This window comes from Roseateles sp. P4_D2, from assembly GCF_056401875.1.
Window position 1 is genome coordinate 1 of record NZ_JBFUIM010000009.1, and the last position, 16,533, is coordinate 16,533.

Below are 16,533 nucleotides of genomic sequence, written 5' to 3' on the forward strand. Positions count from 1 at the left end.
ATGCACGCGGGCGCGCTGCAGCGCCGCGCGGGCGGCGGCTACGGCGAGCTGCAGCTGTGCCGGGTCGCGCGCCAAGGCCGCACGGCGCTGGCGCTCGGCCGCGTCGATGCGGTAAGGCAGGCGCTGCACGATCTCGGCGTCGTCCTTCGGGACGAAAGGTTCAGCCAAGACCGCCAGCGGGATTGCCAGCAGCAGCACGAGCAGGTGCTTCACAGCGTCTGCGGCTCTTCGGTCTCGCTGACCGACACCGCCACTGTCGGCAGCGTCAGCGCCTCCGTGGTCTCGTCGTCGGTCTTCTGCGCCTTCAGGTAGCTCACCAGGGCGGCGGACGAGGCCACGGCGCTGTCGGGCACCGCGGTGGGGGCCGGCGGCGGTGGGGGCGGCGGGCTGATGATTTCAGTGTCGCTGTCACTGCCGCCGCAGGCGGCCAGCACGAGCACGGCGCCGGCGGCGACCGCGGCAGTCTTGCGGGTCAACATGGCGGCCCCTTTCACTTGGTGCCCGGGATGGGCGTGTTGAGGTAGGGGAAGCCGCTCAGCAGGGGCACGACAGCCTGGTCCACCGCGTCATGCAGCTTGAAAGTCGTGGCACCCAGGGGCACCATGCTGGGCTTGCAGGCCGCGCCGAAGCCGAGCTTGTCGGTGTCGCCGTTGGCCACGCACAGGCCGCCCATGACGGCCACCAGCGAGATGTCGACGACGTCGTCCTTGGGCCGGCGGCCGTTGGGGTAGCCGGCGTTGTCGTTGCCTGCGGCGAGGATGTTGCCGACGATGCCCAAACGGTTTTGTTGAGCGAAGGGCACGGCAGCTATTGCCGTATTGAGCCGCAGCATCTCGGAGGCCGTGACCGTCTTCTGCTGGTTAACACCCTTGATGCCGGTCAGGAAGGTGGTGACCAGGTCGTTGCGCGGGAAGTTGGTCGGCGCGGTGTTGGGCAGGGCCAGCGCGATCTCCAGCAAGGCCGGCAGCGTCGGGTTGGTCACGTAGTCGGCGAATTGGCCGTCGTCCTTGGGGCGGGACGAGTTGAACTTGTCCTTGTCCCTCAGGCCGATGACGACCTCGTTGACCAGGGGCATGCCCAGGCGCGAGACCTGCACCCAGGCGCCGCCGGCCYTCTCGCTGGCCTGATGGCCCGAGCCCGGCTTGGGATCGAGCAGGCGGCCCTGGCGCAGGCTGGCCGTGGTCCAGCCGCCGATGACATCGTCGGTCGCGGATTTCAGGCAGTCCTTGTGCACCTCCAGCGCCAGCGTGGTGACGTTCTTGTCGTCGATGGTGTTGGGCGCGGCATTGATCAGCGACGGGTCGGTGATGACGGAGACCGGCGCGTTGACCAGGTCGAAGATGGTGCCGAGGTTGACGGCAAACGGGTCCTGGCGCTGGCCGACGAAGACCTTGGCCGGCGTGCTGCAGCCGGGGATGGTGATGGGGTAGACATGCTTGGCCGCATAGCTCGCATAGTCGGCGATGGTCTTCTTGCCGATGTTGTCGACCGGCTTGTCGAAGCTGGTCGCACCGCTGGTGGCATGGACCACCGCCTGGGCCGTGCCGCTGCGGCGGTCGCCGCGCACCACGGTCAGCGTGTAGCTCTCGTTGACCTGCAGGTTGGCGTCCTTGACGTTGGCCACCGCGCCCGACTGGATCAACGGGATGCCGACCATCTTGCCGCCGACGCTTAAAGACGTGCCGGCACCGCTGTTGGACAGCGTGTTCTTGAAGCGGAACTGGAAGGTCAGGTGTTCCTTGGCATCACCGACGTTGTCGACGTGGATCTCGTAGAGCGCATTCGGGTCCATCGAGAAGTAGTTCGGGCCGCCATAGCCGTCCTGCAGCGGCTGGTAGTTGGCGATCAGCGCGACGTAGCCGGCGCGGCCGGTCTCGTAGCTGTTGAACATGTAGAAGTCCGTCGCGTCGACCTTGGGCACGGTCGTGATGAAGGGCGCTTCGCGGTGGCTGGAAGCCTGAGCGCCTGCGGCCAGGCAGAACAGCGCTGCGCCCACGGCGCTGCGGGTGAGACGAGCTTTCATCGGGGGCATCCTGTATGGCAATGCCGTCTTGGCATCTGAGCGCTGTTACGCGCTCCAGCGCTCTACGGATTCACCCGATGTGACGAATCGCCCTCCATTCCCCTAACAACACAATGGCGACCCTCATCAGGAGAGCCCCATGCCCCGCTTCCGTCTCGCCGCGCTCGCTGCGGTCCTGTGCGCCACGAGCGCCTGGGCCGGCACCAGCGGTTTCTATCGCCAGCCCACACTGAGTGGCGATGCCGTCTATCTCGTCGCCGAGGGCGACCTCTGGCGCGTCGGCACGCAGGGCGGCGAAGCCCAGCGGCTGACCACGCACAACGGCCAGGAGACCCAGCCCGCCGTGTCGCCCGATGGGCAATGGCTGGCCTTCACGGCGCAGTACGACGGCGGCACCGAGATCTACCTGATGCCGGTGGCCGGCGGCCCGCCGAAGCGCCTGACCTGGGAAGGCGGCGGCATGCGCGTCTGGGGCTTCACGGCCGCCGGCGAAGTCCTCTACACCGGCTTGGACGCCCGTCCCGGCAGTCAGCTTTTCGCCATCGACGTGAAGACTGGCCAGCGCCGCCAACTGCCCGTCGGCCAGGCCAGCGACGCCGCGCTGAGCGCCGATGGCAAGACGCTCTATTTCACGCGGAGCGGCCTGCGCAGCGACAACGCCCGACAGTACCGCGGCGGCGCCATCGCGCGGCTGTGGTCGCTGGACTTGACGGACAAGGCCGAAGCAAAACCGCTGATCGCCGAGGGCAACAACGATCGCCGTCCCCTGCCCTACCGCAACGGTGGCGCGGAGCGCGTCGCCTTCCTGTCGGATCGCGAAGGCACGGTCAACATCTGGTCGGTCAATGCCCAAGGCGGTGACATGCGCCAGCACACCACGCACAAGGGCTGGGACATCCGCCACGCATCCATCGACGGCAGCCGCGTCGTCTATGCGGTGGGCGCGGACCTCTACCTCGTCGACCTCGCGCAGAGCGCGGGCGCGAAGAAGCTCGACATCAGCCTGGGCGGCGACTTCGACCAGCAGCGCGAGCGCTGGATCAAGAAGCCGCAGGACTTCCTGACCGACACGTCCTTCGCCCCCAATGGCGAGCGCGTGCTGCTGGCCGCGCGCGGTCACCTCGCGACGCAGGGCGTGCAGCAGCTGCGCCGCGCTGAGCTGCCGCTGCCGGCCGACGGCAGCTGCAAGAAGGGTGAATTCAGCAGCGACAGCAAGAGCGTCTTTGCCGTCTGCGACTTCAGCGGCGAGACCGAGATCTGGCGCTTCGCGGCCAATGGCACGGGTCAACCCGAACGCATCACCAGCGGCGCAACGACGCAGCGCCGCGACCTGCTCCCTTCGCCCGACGGCCGCTGGCTGGCGCATACCGACAAGGAAGGCGGCATCTGGCTGACCGACCTGAAGGCCAAGACAACACGCGAGATCGCTCGCAGCGCCCTTGGTGACGCGCCGCAGCTGCAGGGCTGGAGTCCCGATGGCCAGGCCCTGGCCTGGACGCTGTCGCTGCGCCATGCCGACCGCAGCCAGCTGCAGCTCTACAGCACGGCCGATGGCCGCACCCACACGCTGACCAGCGACCGCTACGACAGCGACAGCGCCACCTTCAGCCCGGACGGGCAATGGCTGTACTTCGCGTCCAACCGCAACTTCGCGACGACGGGCAATGGCAGCACATGGGGCGACCGCAACACCGGGCCGTTCTTCGGCTTCCGCGCCAAGCTCTACGCGCTGGCCCTGCAGCCGGGCCTGCGCTCGCCGTTCGCGGCCAAGGACGAGCTGGAGTCGGTCACCGAGAAGAAGGCCGACGAGCAGCGCGCCGAGGACAAGAAGGCCACCGACAAGGAGCCGACCGAGCGCAAGCCTGATCCAAAGGACGACAAGAAGCCAGCCGCCGAGAAGAAGGGCAAGCCCGCCATCGTTTTCGAAGGCCTGGCCGAGCGCCTCCACGAGCTGCCCGTGACCGCCGGCAGCTACCGCGCGCTGCGCGCGGATGGCAAGCGCCTGTGGTTCCTGGATCGTGATCTGGACGGAAAAAGCCAGCTCAAGTCGGTTGGCATCGACAACCAGGGCGGCCCGGCCGAGATCCTGGCCAGCGACGTGCGCAACTACGACATCAGCGCCGACGGCAAGAAGCTGATGCTGGTGCGCAACCAGCCCGCGGGTGCGGCGCCGGAAATCCTCGTCGTCGACGCGGCGCCCAAGCTGCCGACTGAACTCGCCAAGCTGCAAGTGCGCTGGAGCGACTGGCAGATCGCCACGCAGCCGCGCGCCGAGTGGAAGCAGATGTTTGCCGACGCCTGGCGCATGCACCGCGACCATTTCTACGACGTCAAGATGCACGGCGTGGACTGGGTGGCGGTGCGCGCCAAATACGAGCCACTGGTGGACCGTGTGACCGACCGCTTCGAGCTCGCCGAGCTGATGGCGCAGATGGTCAGCGAACTGGGCGCCCTGCACAGCCAGATCGGCGCCGGCGACACGCGGCTCGCGCCCGACGAGCCTGGCCTCGCGGGCCTCGGTGGGCGCTTCTCGCGCGCACCGGAGGGCTGGCGCATCGATGCGATCTATGCGCATGAGCAGGAGTTGCCATCCGAGGCACCGCCGCTGGCCGCGCCCGGTCTCAACCTGCAAGTGGGTGACGTCATCACGACCGTCAATGGCCGCCCCAGCACCAGCGCGCCACACATCCTGGAGCTGCTGCGCGGCCAGGCCGGCCGCCAGGTGCTGCTGGAGGTGAAACAGGCCAGCGGCAAGACGGTGCAGCGCATCGTCACGCCGGTGGCGCAGACGCGCGAAAACCAGCTGCGCTACAACGACTGGCGCGTCAGCCGCGCCCGCGCCGTGGAGCAGTCGGCCCAGGGCCGCATAGGCTACGTGCATCTGCGCGCGATGGGCGCGGCCGACATCGCCGATTTCGTGCGCGAGTTCTACGCTGCCAGCGACCGCGACGGCCTCATCATCGACGTGCGCTACAACAATGGCGGCAACATCGACAGCTGGATCCTGGAAAAGCTGCTGCGCCGCGCCTGGGCCTTCTGGCAACCGCGCTCGCCAGGCGGCGCGCCGGTCTACGCCAATATGCAGAACGTCTACCGCGGCCACACGGTGGTGTTGATGAACGAAGACACCTACAGCGACGGCGAGACCTTCGCCGAGGGCTTCAAGCGCCTCAAGCTGGGCCCCGTCATTGGCAAGCGCAGCTCGGGGGCGGGCGTGTGGCTGTCGGACCAGAACCGCCTGATCGACAACGGCATCATGCGGGCCGCCGAGACGGGGCAGATCGACGCCGAGGGCCGCTTCCTGATCGAGGGCATCGGCGTGACGCCGGACATCGAGGTCGACAACCCGCCGCGCGCAACGGCCATGGGCCAGGACGCGCAGCTGGATGCGGCGCTGGCCGAGCTGAAGCGCCGGATTGCCGAGCAGCCGGTCCAGGTGGTGAAGTCGGGACCGTATCTGCGGCCGGTCAAGCCGTGAAAGCAAAGGGAGGCTACGGCCTCCCTTTTTCATGGGTTTGAGAGATCAAGCGGTGCGGACGAAGCGATGCACCGCCGTGGCCCGGGCCGCGAAGGCACCGCTTAACAGGCCCAGGATCGCGCTCACCGCGGCGATGAACCAGAGCTCCTGCAGCACATGGGCGCCCATGCCGGTGGCGAAGCCCAGGCCGAACTTGGTCATGAAGATGCCGAGCATCAGGCCCAGCGGCACCCAGCTGCCGGGCATGCGCACGGCGGCGCCTTCCTTGGCCAGGCCGCGCGGTGCAAACAGCGGGCCACCGATGAGGACGGCAGCTGCAAAGGCCGTCGCCCAGGCCAGCACGGGAACCATGTGTGCGCCGAAGGCCGTCGTGACGCCATACAGCGACAGGGCCAGCATGGCCAGGGCGACCTTGGCGAGCATGCCGGGCTGGACGACACGGTCACGCGACTGGCGGTAGCCCAGCATGACGAGGCCGGCCAGGACGGCGAAGGGCCAGAAGGGGATGGAAGAAGCAGTCATTGGCGGCATCCGGTGGGTGTTGCGATGCCTGGACTGTGCGGATGCCTCGCCCTTGGGGCCAACGGCTTGCGACGAATGGACAGCGCGCGGCGGGAATCGCCAGCGAACGGTGGCGAACGGCCGCCCGCCGGGCGCTCAGCTCAGCACGACCCTCGCGAACTTGCGCTTGCCCACCTGCAGCACATGCTCGCCGGCGTCAAGCTTCAGCCCCTTGTCGGCGATGACTTCGCCGGCCCGGCGCACGCCGCCCTGCTCGACCATGCGCAGGCCTTCGCCTGTCGATGCGACAAGGCCGGCCCCCTTCAACACCTGGGCGATGCCCATGGGCGCGCCGCTCAACTGAACTTCAGGAATCTCGTCAGGAATGCCACCGCGGGCGCGATTGTTGAAGTCGGCTTCGGCCGCGTCCGCCGCCGCCGCGCTGTGGAAGCGCGCCGTGATCTCCTTGGCCAGCATGACCTTGGCGTCCTTCGGGTTGCGGCCACCCTCGACCTCAGCTTTCAGCGCGGCGATCTCGGCCAGGGACTTGAAGGACAGCAGCTCGAACCACTTCCACATCTGTACGTCGCTGATCGACAGGATCTTGGCGAACATGGTGTTCGGCGCCTCCGTGATGCCGATGTAGTTATTCTTTGACTTGGACATCTTCTCGACGCCGTCCAGGCCCTCCAGCAGCGGCATGGTCAGGATGCACTGCGGCTCCTGGCCGTATTCCTGCTGCAGGTGGCGGCCCATCAGCAGGTTGAACTTCTGGTCGGTGCCACCCAGCTCCAGGTCGCTCTTCAGCGCCACCGAGTCGTAGCCCTGCATCAGCGGGTAGAGGAACTCGTGCACCGAGATCGGCGTCTGGGCCGCGAAGCGCTTGGTGAAGTCGTCGCGCTCCATCATGCGGGCGACCGTGTACTTGCTCGCCAGCTGGATCATGCCGGCCGCGCCCAGCGGCTCGCTCCACTCGGAGTTGTAGCGAATCTCGGTGCGCGCCGGGTCCAGCACCAGCCTGGCCTGGGCGTAATAGGTCTCGGCGTTGGCCTGGATCTGTTCCTTGGTCAGCGGCGGGCGAGTGGCGTTGCGGCCGGACGGATCGCCAATCAGCGAGGTGAAGTCGCCGATCAGGAAGATGACCTGGTGACCCAGGTCCTGCAATTGGCGCATCTTGTTCAAGACAACCGTGTGACCGACGTGGATGTCGGGCGCCGTCGGGTCCAGGCCCAGCTTGATACGCAGCGGCACGCCCGTGGCGGCGGAGCGGGCCAGCTTCTTCGTCCACTCGGCCTCCGGCAGCAGCTCGTCCACGCCGCGGCGCGTGACGGCCAGGGCTTCGAGGACAGCATCGGTGATGGGGAATTGCGGAGCGTCGGACATGGCGCATCGGCGCCCGGCAGCAAACCGGGCGAAACGTTAAGTTATTGATCCATCGGGGTTAACCGGCATGCCAGGTAGGACAAAGCCGTTAGAATTCACCCTTCGTTTGGGGGTGTTGTTTCAACACAACCAATCCAGGGATTTTAAGGGCCGCCCACGAGCGGCCTCAGCGCTGAACCGGCTCGGCCGGGATTGCCCCAGCGACAACCCCGGGAATACCGAGAGTGACAGCGAGAGTGACTGTTAAGAACCGCCTGAAGCAAGTCCAAGCCAGCCTGCAGCATGCCGAGGCCTTTGCCGCCCGGCATCCGCGTGCGCTGACGGCCACCGTCGTCGGCCTGCTGAGTTGCTTCGCCGTGACCGCCTTCGGCATCGCGCCGCTGGCCCCTGACGCCGCCGAGCTGCCCAAGCGCACGTTGGTCGAGACGCTGGCCACGCCCGATGTGGAGAGTCAGCTCGAGGAGCTGGCCACGCACGCCGTCGGCCTGACCCGCGCCGAAGCCACTCGCTCCAGCGATACCCCTGACAGCCTGCTCAAGCGTGCCGGCGCCTTCGACCCGGCCGCCGCGGCCTTCCTGCGCACCGACCCGCTGGGCCGGCGCGTGCTGCAGGGCCGCGCCGGCAAGATGGTCCACCTGACAGCCGACGCCTCCGGCCAGGTGCAGAAGATCGTCATGCGCTTCCCGGCCGAAAAGGTCGAGCAGCAAGCAAGTCATTTCACCCGGTTGACGATCGAGCGCGTCGGCGCCCGCTTCACCGCCCGCACCGAAACGGCACCGCTGCAGGCCCAGGTGGCCTTGGGCAGCGGCACCATCCGCACCTCGCTGTTCGCCGCTACCGACGACGCCAACATCCCCGACGCCATCGCTTCGCAGATGGCCGACATGTTCTCGGGCGACATCGACTTCCACCGCGAGCTGCGCAAGGGCGACCGCTTCAGCATCGTCTACGAGACGCTGACCGCCGACGGCGAGCCGGTCCCGTGGGACGGCGGCGTCGGCCGCCTGCTGGCCGGCGAGTTCACGAACAACGGCCGCACTTATTCGGCCGTCTATTTCAAGGACAACGCCACCGGCAAGAGCAGCTTCTTCGGCTTTGACGGCACGAGCAAGCGTCGCGCCTTCCTGGCCAGCCCGATGGAGTTCTCGCGCATCACCAGCGGCTTCGCGATGCGCTTCCATCCCATCATGCAGACCTGGCGCCAGCACAACGGTGTCGACTACGGTGCGCCGACCGGCACGGCCGTGCGGTCGGTGGGCGATGGCACGGTCGAAATGGCCGGCTGGCAGAACGGCTTTGGCAATGTCGTGCAGGTGCGCCACGCCGGCGACCGCAGCACGGTCTACGCTCACCTGAGCCGCATTGACGTCAAGAAGGGCCAGCGCATCGAACAGGGCATGAAGCTCGGTGCCGTCGGCTCGACCGGCTGGGCCACCGGCCCGCACCTGCACTTCGAGTTCCGCGTCGGCGGCCGCCACATGGACCCACGCACCATCGCTCGCGCCTCCGAGGCGATCACGCTGCCGAACTACGCCAAGTCGCAGTTCCTGCAGACCGTCGCCAGCGTCAAGACCCAACTGGCCGTGGCCGAGACCATGGATGGCGTCTCAGCCGCCGACTGAGCTCCGTCAGCTCTATATCGGGCTGATGTCGGGCACCTCGCTCGACGGCATTGATGGCGTCCTCTTCGACGCCGATGCGCTGGCCGTCACCGGCCATGTGCATGCCCCCTTCTCCCACGCGCTGCGCGACGAGTTGTTGGCACTGAACGCACCTGGCGGTAACGAGCTGCATCGCGCCGCCTTGGCTGCCAATGCGGTAGCCCGTGCCTATGCCGACGTCGTCTCGCAGTTGCTTGAAGCCACGGGCGTTCCACGCAAGCAGATTGCGGCGCTGGGCGCTCACGGCCAGACGGTGCGCCACCGCCCGGACGGCTTCGACGGCTACACGACGCAACTGCTGAACGGCGCCCTGCTGGCCGAGCAGGCCGGCATTGACGTCATCTGCGACCTGCGCAGCCGCGATGTGGCCGCGGGCGGCCAGGGCGCACCCCTGGTGCCGGCCTTCCACCGCGCCGTCTTCGGTGCAGCGCAGGCGGACGTGGCAGTGCTCAATCTCGGCGGCATCAGCAACCTCAGCCTGCTGCATGCCGACGGCCGCACCGGCGGCTTCGACTGCGGTCCGGCCAACTGCCTGATGGATGGCTGGATCGCCCGCCACCGCAGCCTGGCCTATGACGCCGACGGCGCCTGGGCCGCGACAGGCCGCGTGCTGCCCGAACTGCTTGAAGCGCTGCTGGCCGAACCCTGGTTCGCGTTGCCGCCGCCCAAGAGCACGGGGCGGGATCTTTTTCATCTGCGTTGGCTGGACGCGAAGCTGGCGCCGGGTCTCGCGCCGGAAGATGTGCAGGCGACGCTGCTGGAGCTCAGCGCCCGTTGCGTGGCCGACGCCCTGCACACCACCATGCCGCAGGCTAGTACTTTGACCGCCTGCGGCGGTGGCGCCTTGAACGGCGTGCTGATGGGCCGCCTGGCGGCGCTGCTGCCCGGCGTGGTCGTGCAGACCAGCGCCGCGCACGGCCTGCCGGTCGACCAGGTCGAAGCGGCGGCCTTCGCCTGGCTGGCCCGGTGCTTTGTCGAGCGCCGGCCGGGCAATCTGCCCGCCGTCACAGGCGCGGCAGGCACGCGCCTGCTGGGGGCGCTCTACCCCGCCTGACAGCGCTGGCTCAGCCCGGTTCGGGCGGGTCCTGCTGCTTGATCGCCAGCGCCACGTGGCTGTCGCCCGATTCGAGCTGGCCGAAGATGCCAGCCGAGGCCATCGTGATCAGGGCCATGCAGACAAAGGTGGCGCGAAAGGCCTGCAGCGTCTGCACACCGTCCATGCCGAAGTGCGCTGTGAAGGCCGCCAGCACCGCGCCCGCCGCGGCCACACCCATGCCCATGGCCAGCATCTGCACCATGGACAGCAGGCTGTTGCCGCTGCTCGCGTTGTCGGGCTCGAGATCCTTCAGCGTCAGCGTGTTCATCGCGGTGAACTGCATCGAGTTGACGGCGCCAAAGAGTGCCAGTTGCACGACAGTCACCACCAGCGGCTGCCCAGGCGTGGCGAAGCCGAAGCTCGCCATCGTCAGCCCGACCAGCAAGGTGTTGACGACCAGCACACGCCGGTAGCCGTGGCGCCGGATGAGCGGTGTCGTCACGCGCTTCATCGACATGCTGGCCAGGGCCACGGGCAACATCATCATGCCGGCCTGGGCGGGCGAATAGCCCATGGTCACCTGCAGCAGCAGCGGGATCAGGAAGGGCATGCAGGAGCTGCCCAGGCGCGAGAACAGATTGCCGAGCAGGCCGATGCGCAGCGCACCGATGCGAAACAGCCGGGGCGAAAACAGCGGGTCGGGCCGGCGCAGGGCATGCAGCCAGTAGGTCGTCAGGCTGGCCAGCCCGAAGATCATCAACATCAGTACCGAAGCCTGGCGCAAGCCCAGGCCCGACAGGCCGTCCAGCGCCAGCGAGACCGCGGCCATGCCGAAGGCCAGCAGCAGATAGCCCGTCAGATCAAAGCGCCCGACCGCGACCGGCGCAGGTGCTGGCATGTAGCGCAACGTGGCCAAGGCGCCGATGAGGCCGACCGGCAGGTTGATCAGAAAGATCCAGTGCCAGGACGCCGCCTGCACCAGCCAGCCGCCCAGCGTTGGGCCGATCAGCGGGCCGACCAAGCCGGGAATGGCAACGAAGCTCATCGCCTGCAGGAAGCGCTCGCGCGGGAAGGTGCGCAGCACGACCAGGCGTCCGACCGGCAGCAGCAGCGCGCCACCAGCGCCTTGCACGACACGCGCGGCGACCAGGGCGTCCAGGCTGGGCGCCAACGCGCACAGCACCGAGCCGATCACGAAGAGGACGATTGCGCCGACGTAGATGCGGCGCGTGCCGAAGCGGTCCGCCACCCAGCCCGTGGCCGGGATCAGCATGGCCATCGTCAGCGAATAGGCGACGACGACGGACTGCATGCGCAGCGGGCTTTCGCCCAGGCTGCGCGCCATTGCCGGCAGCGCCGTGTTGACGATGGTGGCGTCCAGCGTCTGCATGAAGAAGCCGAGGGCCACCAGCCACAGCAGCATGCGCTGCTTGCGTTCCTGATCCATGTCGGGAGACGGCAAGGGAGGTGCCATGGGTCGGCAATGAAAAAGCCGCCCGGAGGCGGCTTGTCAGCGAGGGTTGAGCGAAGGCTCAGACCGAGAAGGAGGAGCCGCAGCCGCAGGTCGTCGTGGCGTTCGGGTTCTTGATGACGAACTGGGCGCCCTGCAGGTCTTCCTTGTAGTCGATCTCGGCACCCATCAGGTATTGCAGGCTCATCGAGTCGATCAGCAGCGTGACGCCATTCTTCTGCATCTGCGTGTCGTCGTCGTTGACGGCCTCGTCGAAGGTGAAGCCGTACTGGAAGCCGGAGCAACCACCACCCTGCACGAAAACGCGCAGCTTCAGGTCCGGGTTGCCTTCCTCGGCCACCAAGTCGCGCACCTTGTCGGCGGCGCTGTCGGTGAACACCAGGGGCACGGGAATGTCAGTGACGGGGGTATCAAGCACGGCGCTCATGGCGAGGCTCCTGTGAATCTGTCCAGAGACGAATATCGGGATTGTCCGCGCAAAAACAAAAGGCCGCTCGAAGCGGCCTTTTGTGTCCAAGCGCAGAAATTAACGCTTGCTGAACTGCTTCCTGCGACGGGCGCCGTGCAGACCGACCTTCTTACGCTCGACTTCACGCGCGTCACGCGTGACGAAGCCGGCGCGGCTCAGTTCGGGCTTCAGGGCTGCGTCGTAGTCGATCAGCGCGCGGGTGATGCCCAGGCGCAGGGCGCCGGCTTGACCCGATTCGCCACCACCGTGCACGTTCACCTTGATGTCGAAGGCTTCACCATTGTTCGTCAGCAGCAGGGGCTGCTTGGCGATCATGATGGACGTCTGACGACCAAAGTAAGCGTCGATGGCCTTGCCATTGACGATGATCTGGCCCGTGCCCTTCTTCATGAAGACGCGAGCGACCGACGACTTGCGACGGCCCGTACCGTAATTCCAGTTTCCGATCATGGCCGTTCCTTAGATCTCGAGAGCCTTGGGCTGCTGGGCGGTATGCGGGTGCGTCGGGCCTGCGTAGACCTTCAGCTTCTTGACCATGGCGTAACCGAGCGGGCCCTTGGGCAGCATGCCCTTGACGGCCTTTTCCAGCGCGCGGCCGGGGTGCTTGGCTTGCATGTCCTTGAACTTCGTGGCGTAGATGCCGCCGGGGAAGCCGCTGTGACGGTAGTACACCTTGTCGGTGGCCTTGTTGCCCGTGACACGGAGCTTTTCGGCATTGACGATGACGATGAAATCACCGGTATCCACGTGAGGCGTGTAAATGGCCTTGTGCTTGCCGCGCAAACGGAGTGCCACTTCGCTGGCAACACGTCCGAGCACCTTGTCGGTGGCGTCAATCACAAACCACTCGTGCGTCACTTCGGCCGGCTTGGCGCTGAAGGTCTTCATGAGAGTGCTTTCGCTGCGCCGGCTTCAAACTGCTGAAACCGGCAATAGATGGCTGAACTTCGACCGGTCTCGGTGCTTGTGTCTGATGCACAGCCTCTCAACACGGCTCTTTCCCGCAGCCTTTTGACGGAAAAGCCCACGAGTGTAGCAGTGCGGCCGATGGTTTGAAAAGGACCGAGGCGTTAACCTTGCCATACCTTTGCAGTGCCCGCCATGCCCAAGCCCCCGTCCGCCGACTCTCCTCCCCTCGCCGAAGCCGCGGCGGGCGAGGGCCATGAGCTGTCGGCCTTCGGCCTCGACCCGATTGCGCCGGCAGCCGCCCCGGCCGAACCGGCAGGCCCGCTGGCCAAGGCCCGGGCTGCATTGGAGCTCCTTTCCACCTGGGTGCCAATTCGCTCGCTCGCGCGCCGCCACCGCCATCGCATCATTGACCACCTGCTGGCGCTGGAGCCGCAGGACCGTTACTTGCGCTTCGGGTACCCGGCTTCGGACGAGCAGATTCGCAAATACGCCCTCAGCATCGACTTTGCCCGCGACGAGGTGCTGGGCATCTTCAACCGCCGCCTGCACCTGATCGCCCTGGCCCATCTGGCCTATGGGCAACCGATGCCGGATGAGCCCAGCCGCACGATGGCCGAGTTCGGCGTCTCCGTGCTGCCGCAGTCGCGCGGCCGGGGCCTGGGACGGCGGCTTTTCGACGCCGCGGGCTTGCATGCCCGCAACCGGGGTATCGACACCCTGTTCATCCACGCACTGAGCGAAAACCGTCCCATGCTGCGCATTGCGGCAGCGGCTGGCGCCATCGTCGAGCGCGACGGCAGCGAATCCGCGGCCTATCTGCGCCTGCCACCCGAATCATTCAGCTCCCAGGTCGAGCAGGCACTGGAGCGGCATCTGGGCGAGCTGGATTTCCAGTTCAAGCGCCAGGCTCAAGTGCTGAGTGGATTTGTCGACAGCGTTGCCGAGGTCAAAGCCCATTTCGAATCTCCCGGCCGCGCCGCCAAGGAATAAATGACGGGCTAACGGCCGTTTTCCCAGGCATGCTCCCCCTCAGGCCCGGGGGAATCGGGACTAGCGAGTAATTCCTTTTAGGGACGTTGCGCTACATTGCCCGACCATTGCGCCGCGAGAAAACAAGGTCGGCGTCATCCGCCGAAATCCCTTCAGGGTATGCCGTACGCCATCTATTGGATCGCCGCGCTGGCTGTTTGCGTCCTGGGTCTGGCCATCAGCCTGATCTGGGCGCTGCGCCGACCTGCGTACGCCAATAAAGGCTTGCCGGCGGAGTGGTCACTCACGGCGCGGCCTGTATTCACGACCGACGAGCGCCGTGTCTTCCGGCTGCTGCGCGAGGCCCTGCCCCACCACGTCGTGCTGTCCAAGCTGCCGCTGGTGCGGTTTTGCCAGCCGACCGAGGCCAAGGAAGTGCGCTACTGGTTCGACCTGCTCGGCGCCTCGCATGTGACCTTCGCGGTCTGCAGCCCCAATGGTCGCGTGCTGGCCGCCATCGACCTCGAGGGCGAGCGCGGCGTTACGCCGCGCAGCCTGCAGATCAAGCATGCCGTGCTCTCCGCCTGCCGCGTGCGTTATTTGCGCTGCGCGATGGACCAGCTGCCCAGCGTCGCCGAGCTGCAGCTTTTGGTGCCCCAGAGCAGCAATTCACGCGGCCCGCTCCCCGCACCGGCAGCCACATCGACGCCGTCGCGCCGCCGCATGGGCAGCAGCGAGGACGAATTCGGCAGCGACTGGGGCCAGTTCTCCCAGCCTCTGCCGCTGTGGCAGGACGCTGGCGTCTTCAGCGGCGGCAATGACGGCTATGGGGACCGAGAGCGCGACCGCCATCCGCGCATGCCGGCCCAGCCCGCCACGCCGCATCCACAGCGCCGCCTGTCCTCACGCAACCTCGACCCGGCGCGCTACAACCCGCGCAACCTGCCGGTGCTCGATGACGCCGACGAGGAGGCCATGATGGACGACATCGTCGGCGTCGTCGTCGATGCGCCGCGCTACGCCACCCAGCGTCCCCGTCGGAGTTGATTGCAACCGGCGACACTCGCCGGATGCATGACACGACCCCTGATCTCAGTTTCGGCGACCTGACGCCGGAGTTCATGCTCGACGCCCTGGACGCCGCCGGCCTGCGTGCCGACGGCCGGCTGCTGCAGCTCAACTCCTTCGAGAACCGCGTGCTGATGCTGCACCTGGAGGACGGCGGCGCGGCTGTCGCCAAGTTCTACCGCCCGGCGCGCTGGAGCGATGCGCAGATCCTGGAAGAACACGATTTCGCCACCGAGCTCGCCGCCGCCGAGGTGCCCGTCGCGGCGCCGTGGACGCTGGAGGGCGGTTCCACCCTTTTCCACTATCAGGGCCAGCGCCTGGCCGTCACGCCGCGCCAGGGTGGGCGCGGGCCGGAGCTGGAAGACCCCGAAGTGCTGCGCTGGATCGGCCGGCTGCTGGCTCGCCTGCACGGCGTCGGCCGCCAAAAGCCCTTTGCCGAACGCCTGGCTTGGGCCAGCGCCGCGCCCGCCCAGGCCGCACGCGATTGGCTGATGGGCAACGACGCCATCCCGCCCGAGATCGCACCCGCCTGGGACGAGGCCGCACGCCGCTGCATTGATGCCATCCAGGCCGCCTTTGACAGCCTGCCCGACCTGCAGTTAACGCGCCTGCATGGCGACTGCCATCCCGGCAACATCCTCTGGACGCCTGACCGCGGGCCGCACTTCGTCGACCTCGACGACGCCGTCAATGGCCCGGTGGTGCAGGACCTGTGGATGCTGTTGCCCGGCGAGCCCGATGCTGCACGCAGCCTGCTCAACGCCGTGCTCGATGGCTACGAGCAGATCGCCGAATTCGATGATCGCGAACTGCGCCTGATCGAACCGTTGCGAACAATGCGCATGATCCACCACAGCGCCTGGCTGGCTCGCCGCTGGGGCGACCCGGCCTTCCCTCTCGCCTTCCCCTGGTTTGGCACGCCCAACTATTGGCTGGACCAAGTGGCCAAGCTGAGGGAACAGCTGGAAGCGATGCGGCCCAAGGGCAGCACCCCGACGCTGGCCCGTGACGAGGACGAGGTCAACTTCGATGGCGACGGCTTCGCCTGATTCGCTCAGGGCAGTGGGCTCGTCAACACCACGGCATAGCCATCGGGGTCGCGCAGCCAGAACTCCCAGTTGCCGTTCTGGCTCCAGCGCTTCGGCCTGACGACGTCGACATCCAGCGCTGTCGCCCGCTCCACGGCGGCGTCGAAGTCAGCCAGCTCGAACCACAGCAGCACGCCGTTGCCATAGGGGCGCAACTCGACGTCGCCAAGAGGCCCATGATCGTGATCGACCTCCCAGCGGTGCAACTGCAGCAGCAAATGGCCGTCGGGCGCGTTCAGGCGTTCGTATTCGTCGCCGCCGTGGCCGCTGTGGCACCCCAGCAAGCGCTGATACCAGCGACTGCTGGCGGGCACGTCATGGACGCAGATCAGCGGGACGAGTTGCATGGCGGCTCTCCAGGAACGCCGTGAAATGCTAGCGCCAAGGTGGGGTCGATTGCCAGAAAATACTGGATATCCATACAGTCTTGTGATCTCATTCAAGCTCCGGATTCTTCCCCCGACCTGCCTGTTTCCT

At 67.1% G+C, this 16,533-nt stretch carries 15 protein-coding genes and 1 pseudogene; 6 read left to right on the forward strand and 10 right to left on the reverse strand.

The features are described 5' to 3' along the window. From AC1DW0_RS16965 to AC1DW0_RS16975, 3 genes and pseudogenes are all read right to left on the reverse strand, one after another. A pseudogene (locus tag AC1DW0_RS16965) lies at positions 1-213 on the reverse strand (hypothetical protein); the annotation flags it as partial. Further along, positions 210-479 carry a hypothetical protein gene (locus AC1DW0_RS16970; protein WP_457326087.1) on the reverse strand — a complete coding sequence of 90 codons (270 nt, stop codon included), beginning with the start codon at positions 477-479 and terminating at the stop codon, positions 210-212. The gene AC1DW0_RS16970 and the pseudogene AC1DW0_RS16965, both read right to left, overlap by 4 nt. 11 nt (positions 480-490) lie before the next feature. Then, positions 491-2,023, reverse strand: coding sequence for a DUF4331 domain-containing protein (locus AC1DW0_RS16975; RefSeq protein WP_477947005.1), 1,533 nt, complete (start codon positions 2,021-2,023; stop codon positions 491-493). A 139-nt stretch (positions 2,024-2,162) separates the two neighbouring features. Between AC1DW0_RS16975 and AC1DW0_RS16980 the strand changes: the two genes are divergently transcribed. Further along, a complete protein-coding gene (locus tag AC1DW0_RS16980; protein WP_477947006.1) occupies positions 2,163-5,501 on the forward strand; it encodes a S41 family peptidase in 3,339 nt (1,112 codons plus the stop codon). A gap of 45 nt (positions 5,502-5,546) precedes the next feature. Here AC1DW0_RS16980 and AC1DW0_RS16985 read toward each other — a convergent pair whose 3' ends face one another. After that, the gene (locus tag AC1DW0_RS16985) at positions 5,547-6,023 is read right to left on the reverse strand and encodes a DUF6622 family protein (protein ID WP_457350082.1); all 477 of its coding nucleotides are present in this window, start codon (positions 6,021-6,023) and stop codon (positions 5,547-5,549) included. A gap of 135 nt (positions 6,024-6,158) precedes the next feature. Beyond that, a complete protein-coding gene (gene tyrS / locus AC1DW0_RS16990) occupies positions 6,159-7,385 on the reverse strand; it encodes a tyrosine--tRNA ligase (protein ID WP_056203175.1) in 1,227 nt (408 codons plus the stop codon). A gap of 236 nt (positions 7,386-7,621) precedes the next feature. On the opposite strand from tyrS, the gene AC1DW0_RS16995 reads away from it, so the two are divergent. Both AC1DW0_RS16995 and AC1DW0_RS17000 read left to right on the forward strand, forming a co-directional pair. Continuing rightward, positions 7,622-9,007 (forward strand): M23 family metallopeptidase, encoded by a 1,386-nt coding sequence (locus tag AC1DW0_RS16995; protein WP_457350083.1) that lies wholly within the window; start codon positions 7,622-7,624, stop codon positions 9,005-9,007. Continuing rightward, a complete protein-coding gene (locus tag AC1DW0_RS17000; protein ID WP_457350085.1) occupies positions 8,985-10,100 on the forward strand; it encodes an anhydro-N-acetylmuramic acid kinase in 1,116 nt (371 codons plus the stop codon). The genes AC1DW0_RS16995 and AC1DW0_RS17000 overlap by 23 nt, the downstream gene beginning before the upstream one ends. Positions 10,101-10,110: 10 nt before the next feature. Here AC1DW0_RS17000 and mdtD read toward each other — a convergent pair whose 3' ends face one another. The 4 genes from mdtD to rplM all read right to left on the reverse strand — a co-directional run bounded on the left by mdtD (position 10,111) and on the right by rplM (position 12,910). Next, a complete protein-coding gene (mdtD, locus tag AC1DW0_RS17005; protein WP_056203167.1) occupies positions 10,111-11,556 on the reverse strand; it encodes a multidrug transporter subunit MdtD in 1,446 nt (481 codons plus the stop codon). A 58-nt stretch (positions 11,557-11,614) separates the two neighbouring features. Beyond that, positions 11,615-11,980, reverse strand: a complete 366-nt coding sequence (gene erpA / locus AC1DW0_RS17010; protein WP_056203164.1) for an iron-sulfur cluster insertion protein ErpA — start codon at positions 11,978-11,980, stop codon at positions 11,615-11,617. A 99-nt stretch (positions 11,981-12,079) separates the two neighbouring features. Further along, a complete protein-coding gene (gene rpsI / locus AC1DW0_RS17015; protein ID WP_056203161.1) occupies positions 12,080-12,472 on the reverse strand; it encodes a 30S ribosomal protein S9 in 393 nt (130 codons plus the stop codon). Positions 12,473-12,481: 9 nt separating this feature from the next. Next, a complete protein-coding gene (gene rplM, locus AC1DW0_RS17020) occupies positions 12,482-12,910 on the reverse strand; it encodes a 50S ribosomal protein L13 (protein WP_056203159.1) in 429 nt (142 codons plus the stop codon). A gap of 213 nt (positions 12,911-13,123) precedes the next feature. Between rplM and AC1DW0_RS17025 the strand changes: the two genes are divergently transcribed. The 3 genes from AC1DW0_RS17025 (at position 13,124) to AC1DW0_RS17035 (ending at position 16,017) form a co-directional block, all read left to right on the forward strand. Next, complete coding sequence (locus AC1DW0_RS17025; protein ID WP_457350087.1) at positions 13,124-13,921, forward strand: GNAT family N-acetyltransferase; 798 nt, start codon at positions 13,124-13,126, stop codon at positions 13,919-13,921. A gap of 159 nt (positions 13,922-14,080) precedes the next feature. After that, positions 14,081-14,947, forward strand: a complete 867-nt coding sequence (locus AC1DW0_RS17030; RefSeq protein WP_457350089.1) for a DUF2726 domain-containing protein — start codon at positions 14,081-14,083, stop codon at positions 14,945-14,947. 23 nt (positions 14,948-14,970) lie between these two features. Continuing rightward, positions 14,971-16,017, forward strand: a complete 1,047-nt coding sequence (locus AC1DW0_RS17035) for a serine/threonine protein kinase (protein WP_457350091.1) — start codon at positions 14,971-14,973, stop codon at positions 16,015-16,017. 5 nt (positions 16,018-16,022) lie between these two features. Here the strand turns inward: AC1DW0_RS17035 and AC1DW0_RS17040 are convergent, their stop codons facing one another. Next, positions 16,023-16,403 carry a VOC family protein gene (locus tag AC1DW0_RS17040; RefSeq protein WP_457350093.1) on the reverse strand — a complete coding sequence of 127 codons (381 nt, stop codon included), beginning with the start codon at positions 16,401-16,403 and terminating at the stop codon, positions 16,023-16,025. Positions 16,404-16,533: the final 130 nt, after the last annotated feature.

Bases quoted from the DNA above. Each gene is read 5' to 3' on its own strand.
- AC1DW0_RS16970 (WP_457326087.1), bottom strand. From the start codon at position 479: ATGTTGACCCGCAAGACTGCCGCGGTCGCCGCCGGCGCCGTGCTCGTG.
- AC1DW0_RS16980 (WP_477947006.1), top strand. From the start codon at position 2,163: ATGCCCCGCTTCCGTCTCGCCGCGCTCGCTGCGGTCCTGTGCGCCACG.
- AC1DW0_RS16985 (WP_457350082.1), bottom strand. From the start codon at position 6,023: ATGACTGCTTCTTCCATCCCCTTCTGGCCCTTCGCCGTCCTGGCCGGC.
- tyrS (WP_056203175.1), bottom strand. From the start codon at position 7,385: ATGTCCGACGCTCCGCAATTCCCCATCACCGATGCTGTCCTCGAAGCC.
- AC1DW0_RS17000 (WP_457350085.1), top strand. From the start codon at position 8,985: ATGGCGTCTCAGCCGCCGACTGAGCTCCGTCAGCTCTATATCGGGCTG.
- mdtD (WP_056203167.1), bottom strand. From the start codon at position 11,556: ATGGCACCTCCCTTGCCGTCTCCCGACATGGATCAGGAACGCAAGCAG.
- erpA (WP_056203164.1), bottom strand. From the start codon at position 11,980: ATGAGCGCCGTGCTTGATACCCCCGTCACTGACATTCCCGTGCCCCTG.
- rpsI (WP_056203161.1), bottom strand. From the start codon at position 12,472: ATGATCGGAAACTGGAATTACGGTACGGGCCGTCGCAAGTCGTCGGTC.
- rplM (WP_056203159.1), bottom strand. From the start codon at position 12,910: ATGAAGACCTTCAGCGCCAAGCCGGCCGAAGTGACGCACGAGTGGTTT.
- AC1DW0_RS17025 (WP_457350087.1), top strand. From the start codon at position 13,124: ATGCCCAAGCCCCCGTCCGCCGACTCTCCTCCCCTCGCCGAAGCCGCG.
- AC1DW0_RS17030 (WP_457350089.1), top strand. From the start codon at position 14,081: ATGCCGTACGCCATCTATTGGATCGCCGCGCTGGCTGTTTGCGTCCTG.
- AC1DW0_RS17035 (WP_457350091.1), top strand. From the start codon at position 14,971: ATGCATGACACGACCCCTGATCTCAGTTTCGGCGACCTGACGCCGGAG.
- AC1DW0_RS17040 (WP_457350093.1), bottom strand. From the start codon at position 16,403: ATGCAACTCGTCCCGCTGATCTGCGTCCATGACGTGCCCGCCAGCAGT.